Origin of the sequence: Cyclobacterium lianum, from assembly GCF_900143075.1 — a bacterium.
Lineage (GTDB): Bacteria > Bacteroidota > Bacteroidia > Cytophagales > Cyclobacteriaceae > Cyclobacterium > Cyclobacterium lianum.
Genome location: NZ_FRCY01000002.1, coordinates 475,087 through 490,609, shown reverse-complemented (window position 1 = coordinate 490,609; position 15,523 = coordinate 475,087). Strand labels below are relative to the sequence as shown.

11 protein-coding genes are annotated in these 15,523 nt (G+C 46.7%); 3 read left to right on the top strand and 8 right to left on the bottom strand.

The features are described 5' to 3' along the window. Positions 1–188: 188 nt before the first annotated feature. Complete coding sequence (locus BUB19_RS04745; protein WP_073092863.1) at positions 189–788, bottom strand: Uma2 family endonuclease; 600 nt, start codon at positions 786–788, stop codon at positions 189–191. A gap of 249 nt (positions 789–1,037) precedes the next feature. Here BUB19_RS04745 and BUB19_RS04740 point away from each other — a divergent pair, with 249 nt between their 5' ends. Further along, positions 1,038–1,484, top strand: coding sequence for a hypothetical protein (locus BUB19_RS04740; RefSeq protein ID WP_073092860.1), 447 nt, complete (start codon positions 1,038–1,040; stop codon positions 1,482–1,484). A 78-nt stretch (positions 1,485–1,562) separates the two neighbouring features. Here BUB19_RS04740 and BUB19_RS04735 read toward each other — a convergent pair whose 3' ends face one another. The 7 genes from BUB19_RS04735 to BUB19_RS04705 all read right to left on the bottom strand — a co-directional run bounded on the left by BUB19_RS04735 (position 1,563) and on the right by BUB19_RS04705 (position 12,454). Further along, positions 1,563–2,801: a DUF6786 family protein gene (locus BUB19_RS04735; RefSeq protein WP_073092857.1), complete on the bottom strand. Its 1,239-nt coding sequence runs from the start codon at positions 2,799–2,801 to the stop codon at positions 1,563–1,565. A gap of 400 nt (positions 2,802–3,201) precedes the next feature. After that, entirely contained in the window at positions 3,202–4,398 is a 1,197-nt protein-coding gene (locus BUB19_RS04730; protein WP_073092854.1) for an ATP-binding protein, read from the bottom strand. Positions 4,399–4,544: 146 nt separating this feature from the next. Continuing rightward, a complete protein-coding gene (locus BUB19_RS04725; protein ID WP_073092851.1) occupies positions 4,545–5,147 on the bottom strand; it encodes a Uma2 family endonuclease in 603 nt (200 codons plus the stop codon). A 227-nt stretch (positions 5,148–5,374) separates the two neighbouring features. Beyond that, positions 5,375–5,872 (bottom strand): hypothetical protein, encoded by a 498-nt coding sequence (locus tag BUB19_RS04720; RefSeq protein ID WP_143155910.1) that lies wholly within the window; start codon positions 5,870–5,872, stop codon positions 5,375–5,377. 771 nt (positions 5,873–6,643) lie between these two features. Then, entirely contained in the window at positions 6,644–7,711 is a 1,068-nt protein-coding gene (locus BUB19_RS04715) for an NHL repeat-containing protein (protein ID WP_073092846.1), read from the bottom strand. A 25-nt stretch (positions 7,712–7,736) separates the two neighbouring features. Further along, positions 7,737–9,191, bottom strand: a complete 1,455-nt coding sequence (locus tag BUB19_RS04710) for a DUF1501 domain-containing protein (protein ID WP_073092844.1) — start codon at positions 9,189–9,191, stop codon at positions 7,737–7,739. A gap of 11 nt (positions 9,192–9,202) precedes the next feature. Continuing rightward, positions 9,203–12,454 carry a DUF1553 domain-containing protein gene (locus BUB19_RS04705; RefSeq protein WP_073092841.1) on the bottom strand — a complete coding sequence of 1,084 codons (3,252 nt, stop codon included), beginning with the start codon at positions 12,452–12,454 and terminating at the stop codon, positions 9,203–9,205. A gap of 127 nt (positions 12,455–12,581) precedes the next feature. Between BUB19_RS04705 and BUB19_RS04700 the strand changes: the two genes are divergently transcribed. Continuing rightward, the gene (locus BUB19_RS04700; RefSeq protein ID WP_073092838.1) at positions 12,582–13,838 is read left to right on the top strand and encodes a hypothetical protein; all 1,257 of its coding nucleotides are present in this window, start codon (positions 12,582–12,584) and stop codon (positions 13,836–13,838) included. Positions 13,839–14,079: 241 nt separating this feature from the next. Beyond that, positions 14,080–15,234 carry a DUF4221 family protein gene (locus BUB19_RS04695; protein WP_073092835.1) on the top strand — a complete coding sequence of 385 codons (1,155 nt, stop codon included), beginning with the start codon at positions 14,080–14,082 and terminating at the stop codon, positions 15,232–15,234. Positions 15,235–15,523: the final 289 nt, after the last annotated feature.

The window sequence follows — 15,523 nt, the reverse complement described above, 5'->3', positions numbered from 1 at the left end:
CGCTATTTTCCATCAATACCCTTCAAAAGATCCTGAAGATCTAGTAGGTTCCCGTTTAAATGTAAACATATTCAGTTTATCAGTTGATTTGATATCTTTCATACAGCATCCCTATGACATCAATCCCTGAAATCAAAAAAATTTTTTTGACTGGTCCCTGCGAAATGGTATTTAGGGATGGGAATAGCCTACAACTCCCCAAACACCTCATCCAACTCCAATTCAAATCCGGGAAGTGCCTGCGACCTTATCCGATCCCCAAAAGTAAATAACCGGGAGGGCCGGTATTTCCCAGACTCCAGGGTATAGATCAGCAAGATACGCTCGTCGGGATGGACCAGCCAGTATTCCTTCACGCCCGAGGCTTCGTACACTTCGTATTTTATTTGAATCTCTTTCTTGTTATTTCCCGGAGAGAGGATCTCCAGGATCAGGTCCGGAGCACCCAGGCAGCCCAGCTCGTCCAGCTTTTCCGGATCGCAGACCACACAGAGGTCCGGCTGCACCACGGTATTGATTTTGTCAGGAGCTCTGGAGGAAACGGGCAATCGAACATCAAAGGGAGCCACGTACACTTTGCAGGTCTTTCCTTTCAGGAATTCATACAGTTTATTAGAAAGTACCATGGAAATTTCCTGATGCAACCTTCTGGGTGCTGCTGCCTGTCGGAACACTCTTCCCCGAATCAACTCCACCATCTCGTCCAACTGCCAGGAAAGGTAATCGGTATAGGAGTAGTGGCCATAACCGGCAATGGGTTCTTTGACTTTATCCTGGGGCTTTTCCATGATTGGTGGATCTATTTCTAAAGATAAAAAGAATTGAGCAATTCCGCCAGAGGTACAAAACTGATAATCCGGACGCGGAATTGTAACCACCGGACAGCCCGTTTGGTCCCTGGTGTTCTTATTCGTGTAGCGTTTTGCAGGCTTTTTTCGTCTTAAAATAAGAAGACGAGAAAAATTGGAAAACGAAAATTTAAACTATTCATTTAAATGTAGTTTTTTTCATTAGAAAGTGGTTAACAGTTAATTAGGATGGAGAAAGAAGCATATTTCACAGGCAATTGGTTGATTTGGCTAGTCATGCTATTTCTATTACCGATTATTAGCGGATGCCAGGACAATGATGAAACACCCGTCTTTCAGGCCGAAGGGTACCTGATCGGCCACCACCCCTGCGTAGGTAATGCTACAGTAATGACCAGTAAAGGAGAAGGCAAAGGTTACCTGGTGGCAACCATAGGTGCAAACCCCGATACCATAATGCTGTTTGGAGTACCAACCGACATGTTTGATGTTCCATTGGAATGGCACAGTTTTCTGCCAGATGAGCCTCGTGATAGGTTCAAAATGAGATTTTCCTATCAGAAATCTCAGGAAAACATTGGTTCACGATACCATTGTTTTGGTTATTTTCCAGGGCGTATATTGCCCTATCTGGATCCCGAATATATAGTCTTGAAGGCAGAAAAAATCCATTGAGCTCGGATCGAAGACCTGAATAGGTCACCTGTAAGGATGAATTTTTGCTACAGGGTGGATCAGCTTGTAATGAATTGCCTATTGCGGATTAAACACCTCATTTATCTCAGCGATGGAAATCCCCAATAACTGCCGGGCGATTTTACCCAGTGTGCTTTCGTCTCCGGTAAAGTGGTATACGTGGTGGAAATGTGCCATGCTTTCTCCCGGAGAAAGAAAGGCTGCTGGAGAAACGCTCTCCAATTCATAAAACGGACCCATCTGGCTTCCATCCCCCAATGGGCCATCGTTATACGCGTTGACGGCATCGCCTTTAAAAGGATCGGTTTCGGTGTTCCACTCTTGATTGAGGTAGGGCAATTCCGACTTAATATCGAACGTAGAAATGGTCAATACCTTCTGGAGGGGATCGTAGCTGGCGGCCATGGGAAGGGCTCGGTCGGGAGAAACTCCCACCTTCCCTCTGCTTTGCCCATCGGCTTTTAAGAACAGGTAGTTGTCCGTAATGGCGATTCTTTCCTGCGGAATCGTTCCGAAATAGTTGGTGGTGAGGCCTTCGTTTGTTTCGCTTGCTTGAAGTGGAAGCACGATGGTGGTTTCCGGGCTGGGTTTGAACATGTCCAATACCCAGATGCAGGGAGCTCCGGTTTTGCAGGTCCATGGAAAATCTCCGGTATTTTGAATGGAATTGATGGTTTCATATCCTACCATCCTGATGGAGGAGATGTCGGCGGTCAATCCGGTGTTTGCTAAAATTCCTTCCTTTTCCAGAAGGGTAACGGTCCGCTGTATCATCAATGCAAACTCGGTGCCCTGATAGTTGGTAATCGATGTGGATTTGACCATGGATACGTCCCTGGGACCCGCCTCGATTTTTTCCCAGGCTTCGTGGTCGATGGCTGCCGGGGTGTGCCAGTTTTCGAATTCCATTTTTTTGCCTGGTTCAAAGAATAAAGAGAAGGTATTTCCTTCCGGTCCCAGCCACAGGCGGCTTTCGCCACCATAGGCATTCATGTGCTTGTCCAGGGGGCCGTCAAATGCCTCGTAGTTTATCCAGCCAAAGCTTTCTCCATCGTCCCCTGCAGCGGTGGAGGTGAAAACCTTGCCCTGGTATTTGGGGGATACCAGGACTTTGGCCTGTTGGTCTTCCGTACTCAGCTCGATAAGTTGTGGATCGTATTTTTCCAAAAACGTTTTATCCTGAAAGAAATTGGTTGGGCGATCTTCTGAGTTTTGATTGCTTTTTTTACGCGCTGAGCAAGCATTTGTTAAGATTAAAATGCTGAGAAAAGCTAAAATTAGGCGGGAGTTGTTCATTTTGGGTGGATTATTAGGCGTTTTGATCGCAATTATACCATAAAACCCAGATGATGCAATAGGATTCGTAATGATTCCTTTGGATAGCATAAGGTCTATTGCCTATTCTGAGGTTAAGATTTTAAGTAAATTTGAATATACAAATCGAAAATACAAATAGCTGAATTGACAGGTCTGTCGGATACAGATTTAGCGTTTCAAATGCTGTATTTTCCACAAAAGATTTGAGCAATGATAGCCTACAAACCGGTTATTACCATTGAACCGGGAAAGCATAGATGTAAACCATGCATTCGGGGAATGCGGATCACCAAAAGCAAACATTAAACTGGATTTGAATAGGCGAAATGAGAATGAAAATAAGCCCCCAATTCCCGGAGCAGTAGTCGTGATATGTGTTTTAATATAGAAAACCAAAAAGCCATAAAGGAACCTTCGTGCCAAAGCCAATTTCTATATCATCCGCAGCAACCAGGAATGCCGCTTCTGTTTTCACCTGGCTGGCTTTTTTATTTTTACCCCCTACTTCAATATACATATCGGAGACATAAAAATCACCTGAGCTGGGCAAGGTGACGGATTGTTTTGCATTGATTAACTGGTTAAGCAAAAATGTTTCTCTAATCGCTCCAAGGTCAGGATGGGTTTTCATGGCAAAAGCCAAATTGGTGTTTTCCAGATAAACCTTTTCTGGCTTTTGTAAGGTGGAGATCCCTTTCCCTTTGGATAAGAGCAGATTTAGCATGCGGGCTTTTTCCAGGTGGACAAACCATGCGTAAACGGTTTCTCTGCTTACATCTAACTTCCTGGCCAATGCAGAGATATTGGGTTTGAACGGAACTGACTCGGCCAGTACCCCTAAAAGTTTTTTAATTTTGAATGCTGTCCCATGGCTATATCCTTGTATAAATGCCAAATCTGTCTCCATCACGGTATTTATGGTCTGGTTTAATCGTACGGGGAGTTCTTCTGGGATACTCTCTTTAAAGTAGGGGAAATAGCCATGCCGTAGGTATTGCTTAAAAAAAGGCAATGGCTGTATATCATTGACAATATCCCTGGCAAGTTCATTCGGTCTGCTTATCAGATCATTCCAGGGGATTGCCGAAATTTCCAGGTTTGCCTCCAAATTTAAAAATTCCCGAAATGATAAACCCGGCAAATCATAGGAGATCACCCGTCGACTTAAATCAGCCTCGCCCCTGTAAATATCCAGTGCAGAAGAAGAGGAAAAAACAACCCTTAAATCCGGATACCCATCGTAAATATTCTTTAATTCCCTGGACCAATTTGGATATTTATGTACCTCATCAATAAATAAGAACCTGCCTCCATTTTTATAGAATTCATCCGCTGTTTCTACCAGGTTGTGTGTGTAAAACCAATAATGGTCCGCAGTCACGTACAAAACCTTTTCGCGAGGTTGTTTCAGATGGTAACGGATATATTGCAACATCAAGGTGGTTTTCCCGGTGCCACGGGGGCCTTTAATGGCAAGCATCCGTTGCTCCCAATTAATGGTATGTATCAGAAAACGAAAGAAGGCATCATCTATCTGCTTGATTAGATTGTCATGAAAAATATACAAACTGTCCATACTTTTGTCATCTAAACATGACAAAAGTAATCAATAATTGTCAATAATCGGTGACAAATATACGATTAGGTTGCCTTTGCTCGGGATCAGGGTGGTTTAGAAGTTCTCCCATTTATTATAACTGAATAAAACTGTCTAACCTGAACTTACAACTCCCCAAACACCTCATCCAGATCCAATTCAAAACCAGGAAGAGCCTGCGACCTTACCCGATCACCAAAAGTAAATATCCGTGAGGGGCGGTATTTCCCACCCTCCAGCGTATAGATCAACAAGGTGCGCTCATCTGGATGCACCAGCCAGTATTCGTTTACACCGGATGCCTCGTACACTTCATATTTCAGTTGCAGTTCCTTTTTATTGTTCCCGGGAGAGAGGATCTCCACGATCAGGTCCGGGGCACCCACACAGCCCAGCTCATCCAGCTTTTTCGGGTCACAAACCACGCAAAGATCCGGCTGCACGACGGTGTCAATATCCTCATGTCGCCTTGATGCTAAGGGAAGCCGCACATCGAAGGGTGCCGGATATACTTTGCAAGTTTTTTCTTTCAAAAATTCATAAAACCTGTTGGCCAATATCATCGAGACTTCTTGGTGAATCCGCCTGGGGGCGGCGGCCGCGTGTCGGAATACCTTTCCCCGGATCAGCTCCACCATCTCATCCAACTGCCAGGAGAGGTAATCCGCATAGGAATAGTGTCCATAACCGACAATGGGTTCTTTGACCTTATCTTGGGGTTTTTCCATAATTGCTATACCAATTAAGAACTGTATCTAAAGATAAAAAGAATTGGGCACTTCCGCCAGAGACACCGAACGGATATTGAGGACCCGGCATAATAACTACCGAACAGCACGAATCTCCTAATCATTACTTCATCTGGAAAAGGGTTCGTTTCCGCATTCCGAAACCAAGCCAATTCTAGGGATTGCTAATCCCCCTATCTGACTAAATAAGTAAAATTTTTTTATGGCTATTCATTTTTGGTTATCCTAAATTCAATGGGAAACTCCCTATACGCAATTGGGATGACGGCAAAATAAAATACATCAGTCGGTTTGTGACAAACCAATTTTCCAATTTCAATGTGATATCCAATTTTACCACAGTTCAGGGATACCTCCTGATTTTTTAATCTGCCACAGACGGGAAGCGAAGTCCTCCCCGCCAAAATAAAGAAATCCTCAAAGTCAATTTCAGTAATTTCTCCATTGCAGCTTATGAAGTTTTCAAAATCATCCCGATTTTCGATAATCAGAGAAGTTTCCTCTTCATTTTCATCTATATTTTGAAGCATGCAGCGAACATCGTCCATTTCAAGTGCTTCAAATGGAACAGGTTCCGTTATGTTGCAATTGGGATCAGGTTCATTCAGACTGCACCCCAGAAATAATAGCACAGGCAAATAGGAAAGAAGCAACTTTGTTATTAGATTAAAATAGATGTGATTTACGCTTAAAAGATGTTCCATACTCGATGTTGTTTATTTATAGGATGGTATGTCTGTTAAAAGTGCTACAATTTGAGATTAAATTATAAGTAGTTCCTTGAAAACATCAAAATAATGCTGCATGAAATCCTCGAGTAGAACTATTTTCGACTCCGATTCAAGGGGTTGAATAATTTTATCACACAAATATTTTATTCAAAAACTGACTGACTATCGATAAATTTGTGCAAGACCGTTCATTTTATCCTAAACTCTTATTCCCGGAATTCCCAGGAAACAGCAAGAGGACAATCCATGATCTGCAGACTTTTCTGACAAAGAAATAGAAAGCAATTTTTCACAAATTTGCGCCAGTACCTGGATTTTATTATCTAATTCCTAACCTTTTAGTTAAAACTTGAAATCGCAAATTTATTTGAAAAAATTAGTTTCAAAATTATTTTTTTGATCGAATTCAGGAAAATAATTAAAGGATCGAAACGGTAAATGAAAGCAATATATTAAGAGCGAAACGAATTTCGGAAAAAAGCAAACGTAATATAAAACCGGAGCAAGAACATCTTTTATAACCTCTTCGTTCAAGCAAGAATTAGAATTACTCAAACACCCCATCCAATTCATGGAAGTTCCTCGCAGCTTAACTGAACGCCTAACCAACCACTATCCTATTAACATTACATCATGCCTTCGACAGGCTCAGGCACCCTGGACTCCGTATCAAATCCCCACCGGTTCCTAATGGTAATCTGTAATTGCCAAGTTAAGGCTGTGCAGGGGACAAAGGGTAATAAGTTAAACCCGGTGCAATTTATACGGATACACCCCATCGGCATTCCACTGGCAAACATACAGGTTTTTGTCCCGGTCCAGGCAGACGTCGTGACAGTGCTTGAATACCGGTTGCTCCTGTAGCATGAGTTTCAATTTTCCATTTTCAAATTGTGGCTCCGTACCTCCCGGATTGGAGACCACCCGGTTTTCCTTATCCAGAATGGTCACAAAGCCCCTATTCAGTTGCATGTTATAATTGCCTTCCGTCATGCCAAAGCAGACGCCTGAATAGATGTTGTCACCATCCAATACCGGGCGGCTGACAAAGGCACCCGGCAGGTAGTATTCTTCGATGTACTCCCCGTCAAGTGAAAAACGTTTGAAGGAGTTTTTTATCCGAGCGGTACACAGCAGGGTAGGATTGTTGGGATCCCTGTAGTCAATGGCTACCCCATGTGCCTGCTTGAATTTGTTGGGTTGTAGAAAGCTGTCCCCGCCAAACTTTCTAATGAATTGACCTTCGGCATCGTAGTGTAAAATAAACTGCGATCCGTAGCCGTCCGCCACATAAATATCCCCATTGGGACCTACGGCGGTTTCAGTCGGCCGGTAGGCTGATGTTTCATCGTAGGCCCCCAGTTTGGCCGGATGTTCCAATTCCAATAGGATTTTTCCTTCCAGGCTGCACTTGACCACCTTGCCCAAACCCGGATCGGTAATATACAGGTATTCGGCATCTCCCTCATCATGGATGCTCAACCCATGGGCACCCGGAAAGGAAAGGGTCCAGGAGCCCAGCAGCCTGCCGGAGGTATTATATATAATAACATTGTTTTGGGGGTGATCGGTCAGCATCAGTAGCCTTTCCTTTTTGTCCATCACCATCTCATGGCAATTTTTCACAGGATGTTTTTTCGGGTCCAGGTCCCCCCAGCCTTTCTCTACCCTGTACCTGAAATCCCCATGACCCAGGATTGTTTCCTCCAGCTTTGGGGAAGTCGGTTTGATGTAAAAAGCAGATAGGCCGGAGACCGACAGTGCCCCTCCGGTCAAAACCGTATTTTTCAGAAATTTTCTTCTTTGGTTCATGTCATTTGCCCGTTTGGGGATTATCTCAGGCCAAAAGGTCTTTTACCACCTGCCCATGTACATCGGTCAGCCGGAAACGCCTGCCCTGGTGCTTGAAGGTAAGTTTTTCGTGGTCAATACCCATCAGATGAAGAAGCGTGGCCTGGAAGTCATGCACATGGACAGGATTTTGGGCTACGTTGTAGCTGAATTCGTCCGTTTCTCCATAGACCATGCCTTTTTTTACCCCGGCTCCTGCCATCCACATGGTAAAGCATCCCGGATGGTGATCACGTCCATAATTGTCGGCAGTAAGCCTTCCCTGGGAGAAGCTGGTGCGGCCAAACTCTCCACCCCAGACCACCAGGGTATCCTCCAGCAGCCCCCTTTGTTTGAGATCCTGGATGAGTCCGGCCGTGGCCTGATCGGTGCTGAGTGCCTGCCTTTTGATGCCTGCCGGTAAACTGCCGTGCTGGTCCCAACCCATGTGGTACAGCTGGATGAATTTTACATCCCGTTCGGCCAGCCGCCTGGCCTGTAGGCAATTGGAAGCATAAGTCCCCGGGATTTTGGCATCTTCTCCGTACAATTCGTAGATATAATCCGGTTCATTGGACGTATCCACGGCTTCCGGAACGGAGTTTTGCATTTTGTAGGCCATTTCGTACTGGCTGATTTTGGATTGGATTTCCGGGTCCTGCCAGATATCAAATTGCTGCTCGTTTAGCTGCCGGATATGATCGAGGGCCCTTCTTCGGTCATGATCGTGTACGCCGTGGGGATTGTTGAGGTACAACACCGGGTCTTTACCCGAACGGAATTGAATCCCCTGATGGTGGGAAGGAAGGAATCCATTGCTCCAGGCGGTGGAATTCAGTGGTTGGGCCCCCGAGCTCTTGGATAGCAGTACCACAAAGTTGGGCAGGTTTTCGTTGTCGCTGCCCAGTCCGTAACTCAGCCAGGAACCGATGGAGGGCCTGCCGCTCAGTTGGGAGCCTGTCTGCATGAACATCACAGCCGGTTCGTGGTTGATCGCTTCGGTGATCATGGACTTGACGATGCAGAGTTCGTCCACTACCTGTGCCGTATACGGAAATAAGTCGCTTACCCAGGCTCCTGACTGTCCGTATTGCTTGAAATCATAAATGGACTTGACCAGCGGAAAGGTGGACTGGTCTGCTACCATGCCCGAATTTCGCTGGCTGCCCTGTACGGAAGGGGGAATTTCCTTCCCGTGCCACTTGGCCAGTGAAGGTTTGTAATCAAAGGTTTCGATCTGAGAGGGTCCGCCGGACTGGAAAAGATAGATTACCCGCTTGGCTTTGGCGGGAAAATGCGTGCCATTCAAAATGCCACCAAGTCCCGGGTCGCCCAGGTTTGCTCCCCAGGCTCCCGTTTGCCCCAATAGACTGGAAAGGGCGATGGAGCCAAATCCAAGTGAGGCCTTTTTCAGGAATCCCCTTCTGCTTTCTCCAAATTCGGTATGATCGTGTCGATTCATTTTTTCTTCGTTTATCTGATGGTGTATCCGTCACTGGTGTTCATGATGCCATTGATCACGGTAGCCAGTGCGGCGACCTGAACGGGATCCAGGTCAGTCTTACGGGGATTGCTCCCCGTGCTCAAATAGGCCAGTGCTTCGTTTTTGTCCTGGGAAAACCGCTCGGTCTCCTCGGTAAAAAACTGCTGTAAAATCTCTTTTTCGTTGGGGTTTGGCTGCCTGCCGGTACTCAATTGGAAGGCGTTTTCCAAGCGCTGTTCCGGCTCGTATTTTTCAATCAGTTTTTCTGCCGTCACTCTGGCGGCTTCCACAAACTGAGGGTCGTTCAGCAGCACCAGGGCCTGCAGGGGCGTACTGGTTTGGGTCCGCTTTACGGTGCACTCCGCCCGGTCTCCTACATCAAAGATCATCATGGAAGGAGGGCCGGAGGTTCGCTTCCAGATGGTGTAGAGGCTCCTTCTGTAAAGCCCATCTCCTGGCTCCTGCAGGTAGCGGTAGCGCCAGGATTTCGTGCTGATTTCATCCCAGAGGCCTTCAGGCTGGTAGGGGTAGGCACTTTCACCTCCGATTCTTGGAACCAGAAGCCCACTTATTGCCAGGGCATTGTCCCGGACCATCTCGGCAGTCATGCGAAAGCTGGGGCCCCGGGCCAATAATTCATTTTCAGGGTCTTTTTCCTGCAATTCCGGGCTGGTTTTGGAGGATTGCCGGTAGGTAGCTGACATCACTATCAACTTGTGCATTTTTTTGATGTCCCAGCCTGATTCGCGGAAAGTTACCGAAAGCCAGTCCAGCAGCTCAGGATGGCTGGGCAGGCTTCCCTGACTCCCAAAATCATCCGAGGTTTTTACCAGACCATTTCCGAAATGCATTTGCCAGAGGCGGTTCACAAATACCCGGGCGGTCAGCGGGTTCTTTTGATCGACCAGCCACTGTGCCAGGCCCAGCCGGTTTTGCGGAAACCGGGAGCTTTCGCCAGGTAAGACGGCTTCCGGAACATTGGGGTAAACCTGTTCAGTAGGTGCGCTGTACAGGCCCCGATCCAGGATGAAGGTAGGTCTGGGTTCGGGCAGATCACCCATCACCATGATTTCGGGAATGTCATTGGTGTGACTCGCCCTTTGCTTGCGCAATTCCTGTACCGATTTCCGCAGTTTTTTGGCCTCTACGTTACCTGATTTGAATAGGTGCTCCCTAATCATTTCCCTATCGCCTGCATTTGTGGCACTTTCGATCAGCTTTTTTGCTTTTTCCGGGTTGTTGGCAAATTGAACCTCAAGGCTGGAAAGTTCCCGATTATAAATCTTCAACTCATCCAACCCTCCATTGAGAAAGGTTTTCATCTTGTCCCGAACTCCCAGGACAAAGCCTCTGAATCCATAGGTGTGGATATCCGGTTCAAACAGGATCGACTTGTAGATGTGATCCGCTTCCACCGCTACCGGGACTTTTTCTCCGTTCAAGTAGATACCGATACCGGCGGCCTTTCCCATGCCATCGTAAGTAATGCTGATATTGGACCATTCCTCTACCGGGATGGGATCCCGGGTTTTAACCTGCAAGGCATTGGTCGGCCAGCTGTAGGCCATGATGAAATTGAGTCGGTTGTTTTCCAGAAACAGTGAATAGCCTTTCAGCCCCAACCGGATATCTTCGCAGTGGGTGAAGAGTACGGCTTCTTTGTACACCGTATCTGGGAAAACCGATAATGAAACAGAAAAGGGATCTGTTTGGTCAAACCAACCTACTCTTTCAGGAAGAGACAAGGTGGTGAAATCGTTGATAAAGATACCTTTTCCCCGCTGGCCTGCCGCAATATCAGGCTCTCGTATCAGTACAGGACCGGAATTTCCGGACCAGCCTGAATTTTTAAAGGTCTTTCCATCATTGCCCTGTGGAGTCAACTGGTCAAAATCATAGGAAGCTACCAGGCCCTGGGTTTGTAGCTGCTTTAGATCTGCTTGCAGGGTTTCCGGGTCAGCCTGCGGGGCATCCCTGTCCTTCTCGGCCAATTCATTCAGCTTGGATTCCGTGTTGCGAATCTGACTGTCCAGATACTCCAGCAGCTGTTCCTGTTCATCATTGGTCAATAACAACGACGGACCAGGTACTTGTCCGGGGCCATACACCGCGGTACCCAATTCGTTGGTACTGTTGAAGTAGGCAGAAAATTCGTAGTAATCTTTCTGGCTGATGGGATCGTACTTGTGATCATGGCAGCGGGCACATTCCATGCTCAATCCCAGGATGGCTTTCCCTACCGTATTGGTGCGGTCGGCCACGTACTCTGCCCGGTATTCTTCAAAGACAATACCTGCTTCTGAGTTTCGTTTATGCAGCCGGTTAAAGGCCGTGGCGAGTACGCTTTCCTGGCTGGGATTGTCGATCAGGTCTCCGGCAATTTGCCAGGTGATAAACTGATCGTAGGGCATATTTTGGTTAAACGCTTCGATCACCCAGTCCCGGTAAGGGCTGAAATCCCGGTGTTTGTCGTCCAGGTAGCCATCAGAATCTGCATACCGGGCCACATCCATCCAATCGGCGGCCATACGTTCTCCATAAGCCGGAGATGCCAGCAGCCGGTCCACCAGATTTTCGTAAGCACCCTCAGAAGTATCCGAAACGAACTGCCGGATTTCCTCCAGGCTAGGGGGAAGCCCTGTTAAGTCAAAGCTCAGGCGACGGATCAACACCTCTTTGCTTGCCTCTGAAGCGGGTTGTAGGTCAGCAGCTTGCAGCTTTTCGGCAACAAAAGCGTCGATTTCATTTCGAGCCCAACCTTTTGTTTCGGGGCTGGGGAGCTTTACAACCTCCGGAGGAATAAAGGACCAGTGGGGTTTGTATTCGGCTCCCTGTTCAATCCATTTGGTTAGTATGGCAATTTCCTCGGTACTCAGGTTGAGGTTGGATTCTGGTGGTGGCATGAGTAATTCCCTGTCATCTGAGAGGATCCGCCTCACCAGTTCACTTTTTCCGGGCTTACCAGGCACGATCGCATGACTGCCTGCATCACTTTTTAGGGCAGCAAAGGCGAATTCTTCCTGGTCCAGCCTAAGGTCTGCTTCCTGATTGGCCGCATCGGGACCGTGGCAGGCAAAACATTTATCTGACAGGATAGGCTTTACGTGGTAATTGAAATCGATGGCCTCGGGGAGATCTTTGTACTCCGCCTGAATTCTCTCCGGTGTTTCCCAGCCACAGGCCACCCATCCCATGGAATATATGACGAGGGGCAGGAGCTTTCGGAAACGGAGACTTTTCATGGCTACTTGGTATTTAAAATAGAGTTATTTGCTTTGAGGTATTTTCCAAATATACCTGGAAAAAACCGGGCAATGCAAGACAAAAACCGTTTTGTTAACTGTTAAAGATATTGATTATCTTTAAGAAATGAAAGAAACCTACGGGATGGACAGGGCTGTTTTTCTGGACCTTACAGAAAAGATCATCAAGAGCAGGGGGTTTGGAAGGTCGACCACCTATGCCAACCTGCTGCGCTTTCTGGTGCGCTGCTCATTGGATGAGGATGCGCCCAAAGAGACAATTATTGCCGCCGAAGTATTTGGAAAACCCGATTTTGATCCCTCCGAAAGCACCTTGGTGAGGGTATACGTGTACAAGTTGCGGGAAAAACTGCGGAAGTATTATGCGACTGAGGGGAGTGAGGACCCGTACCGGCTGCGCATACCCAAAGGCAGCTACGGAATTGTATTTGAAAAAACGAAGCAATCGAACGGTCTTCTGCGCTTGCTTCAGAGGAAAAGCCTGCGGATCGGACTTGCGGCTGTGATTGGTGGCTGCTTTTTGCTTCTGGTTTGGTTTCAGATAGAGAGGGGTTCGGACCGCTCGCTCCGCGAAAGTGTCTGGTCAGACCTATTTACAAACGGCTTTCCCACAGCCGTATTTCTGGGGGATTTGTTTATTTATGTGGAAGATGATAGTGTTAACAGTATGAGTCGGACTATCCGGGATCCAGCTATCAATAGCAGGGCTGATTTTGAGGCTTTTCGAATGCAGGATTTACGACAGGGAGTGACCACCGGTGTGCTTTCGTATGGCCTGCTCATTCGCGGTAGCCTGCAATGGATCAAAGATCTTACCCGCATGTTCGATGCAGCAGGGCATTTTTTTTCTATCCGAACCATTTCCCGCTTTAACCCGAAGGAATTGCAGGATCAGAATTTTGTGGTAGTGGGCATGATCAAAACGCTGGGTTTATTCAAAGATTATTTTACATACTCTCATTTTGCATACGATGAGGCTGGAGAGGCTTTGGTTTTAAGAAAGGGGGAGGAAACCAAAAGGCAGGTTTTTTCTCCTATGGGCGATCCGGATGGCTACCATACTGATTACGGCTTTATGGCCAAATTTCCTGGCCCAAACCAAAATACGGTTTACCTTTTTTGTGGTCTTTGGGATACCGGAGCCACGCAGAGCCTTAAAAACTTCACGGATGCCTCGCTGCGGCAATCCATAGAAGCTGAAATCGCCGAACAATTGGGGGAGGTACCCCCCTATTTTGAAGTACTTTTTGAAGTGTCCGGCATTGACCGCACCGAGCTCAGCACCAAACTTATCCATGTATTTCCGCTGGAGGAACCTGCTACTTTTTGGGTGGATCCGGGGGGCGACATCCAAAACCGTTGAGGTCTTTGGGACCCCGAAGGTTTTTTACGTTCTCGTTTCGGGAAAGACCTTCGGGGTTTTGGAAACCCCAAAGGTCGCAGTCCTGATTTAACCTTTAGGGTCTTTGGGACCCCGAAGGTTTTAACGCCTTAGCTTCGTTAGGTACCGGGAAAGCCTCCGTTCGGAGGACATCTTATTTTTTGATGAGCTTTTGACTCCGCATGTAATTCACTATTTTCCTTTTTCAATCAAATCAATACCCATGAAGCAATGGCTATGTATTTTGGCATTTCTGTTTTTGGCCGCCTGCGGAACCGGCGATTCCTCTGATGAAAATGGGCAAGCACGGGATATGGAATTTACGTTGGATACCGTGCAGATCGATGCCAAAGTGGAAATCCTTTTTCTGAACAATAGCCTGCGTTTTGCTGATCTGAGTAGGGACAAAAAATACCTGTACAATCTCAACAGCCAAAACTACACCGTCGAACAAATTGACCTGGATAAGCTGGCACTGCAGGCCCTGCTTCCTTTCGAACAAGAAGGGCCTGATGGCATAGGCGCATATAGTCTTGGGATGAGACTGGTGGATGAAGATAAATTCCTGATGTCCGGGTATGGCAATCATGCCCTGTTTGACAGTAACGGTAAGAAACTGGCTGATGTAGGACCGGAAACAGTCCCTTCTTTTGTCTCAGAACCGGAAGAAGGAAACGTGCTGTTTCCGGTACCACTGCCGGGCAATGCTTCTTCCTATGTGGGCGTATACATTGTCCCCGGCAGGCGGGAGCCGCAGCTGTTGTTCTGGAATACAGCAAAGCAATCCTACCGGAAAGTCAGCAACCCTTTACTCAAGAAATCGCTGCAGTATCAGACGGACTTTGACGACGGGACTACGGCCTTATTTATTAGCGGTGGCGAATACCTGGAGCTGGTAAATGATAAGGTTTTGCTGGGCCTAAATGCCAGTTCAGATCTTTATATAGGTGAACCGGGGCAAGAGGAATTTCATAAAAGGACCTTCCAAAGCGGTTGGCTTCCCCGGGAAAAGGAGACCGTCTTTCCGGAAAAAATAAACGACAGGGCCTTATTTCGAGAACTGTATAAGAAAGCTACGGAGGAAATTTCCTATAATAAGCCCATCTGGGACGAAAGCCGGAACGTCTATTTCCGGTTTTCCTACAAGCTGGAATACGGCGTTGCAAATACCAGTCCGTCTGATGGCCTTTTTCCCAAACCTACGGGAGCCAGCGTGTATCTCACGATCTACGATGCCGATTTTAATTTGCTGAGAGAGACTGCCGTTCCTGCATTGGACCAGCCACCGGCCTACCACTTTGCCAAAGACGGCAAAATCTGGATTTTTGAGAATATAGAAGATGAAATGGCTTTTGTCAGGTTGAGCTTTGATTTGTGATTTCGGATTGTTTGTAGGTCGTTTGAACAAATGCTAACCATATAAGGCATAGATGGACATATAAGGGGATTTTTAGATCAGGACACTATTTCAATTTATTCTTTAAATAATAGTTGATGATCGATTTCCAGAAGAAAACGCCAAAATGAGCCCTTACCCTTATAATCCCTTATATCTCTTACATGGTTCAAAAAATTGATGAACCATATAAGGTATAGGAGTACATATAAGGGGCGTTTTGTAATTTTTGATGAATTTGAAATACATACTTCGAATATTTAAATTTGCC

Excerpts from the sequence above, each read along its gene's own strand:
- BUB19_RS04745 (WP_073092863.1), bottom strand. The coding sequence starts at position 788 with ATGGAAAAGCCCCAGGATAAAGTCAAAGAACCCATTGCCGGTTATGGC.
- BUB19_RS04740 (WP_073092860.1), top strand. The coding sequence starts at position 1,038 with ATGGAGAAAGAAGCATATTTCACAGGCAATTGGTTGATTTGGCTAGTC.
- BUB19_RS04735 (WP_073092857.1), bottom strand. The coding sequence starts at position 2,801 with ATGAACAACTCCCGCCTAATTTTAGCTTTTCTCAGCATTTTAATCTTA.
- BUB19_RS04730 (WP_073092854.1), bottom strand. The coding sequence starts at position 4,398 with ATGGACAGTTTGTATATTTTTCATGACAATCTAATCAAGCAGATAGAT.
- BUB19_RS04725 (WP_073092851.1), bottom strand. The coding sequence starts at position 5,147 with ATGGAAAAACCCCAAGATAAGGTCAAAGAACCCATTGTCGGTTATGGA.
- BUB19_RS04720 (WP_143155910.1), bottom strand. The coding sequence starts at position 5,872 with ATGGAACATCTTTTAAGCGTAAATCACATCTATTTTAATCTAATAACA.
- BUB19_RS04715 (WP_073092846.1), bottom strand. The coding sequence starts at position 7,711 with ATGAACCAAAGAAGAAAATTTCTGAAAAATACGGTTTTGACCGGAGGG.
- BUB19_RS04710 (WP_073092844.1), bottom strand. The coding sequence starts at position 9,191 with ATGAATCGACACGATCATACCGAATTTGGAGAAAGCAGAAGGGGATTC.
- BUB19_RS04705 (WP_073092841.1), bottom strand. The coding sequence starts at position 12,454 with ATGAAAAGTCTCCGTTTCCGAAAGCTCCTGCCCCTCGTCATATATTCC.
- BUB19_RS04700 (WP_073092838.1), top strand. The coding sequence starts at position 12,582 with ATGAAAGAAACCTACGGGATGGACAGGGCTGTTTTTCTGGACCTTACA.
- BUB19_RS04695 (WP_073092835.1), top strand. The coding sequence starts at position 14,080 with ATGAAGCAATGGCTATGTATTTTGGCATTTCTGTTTTTGGCCGCCTGC.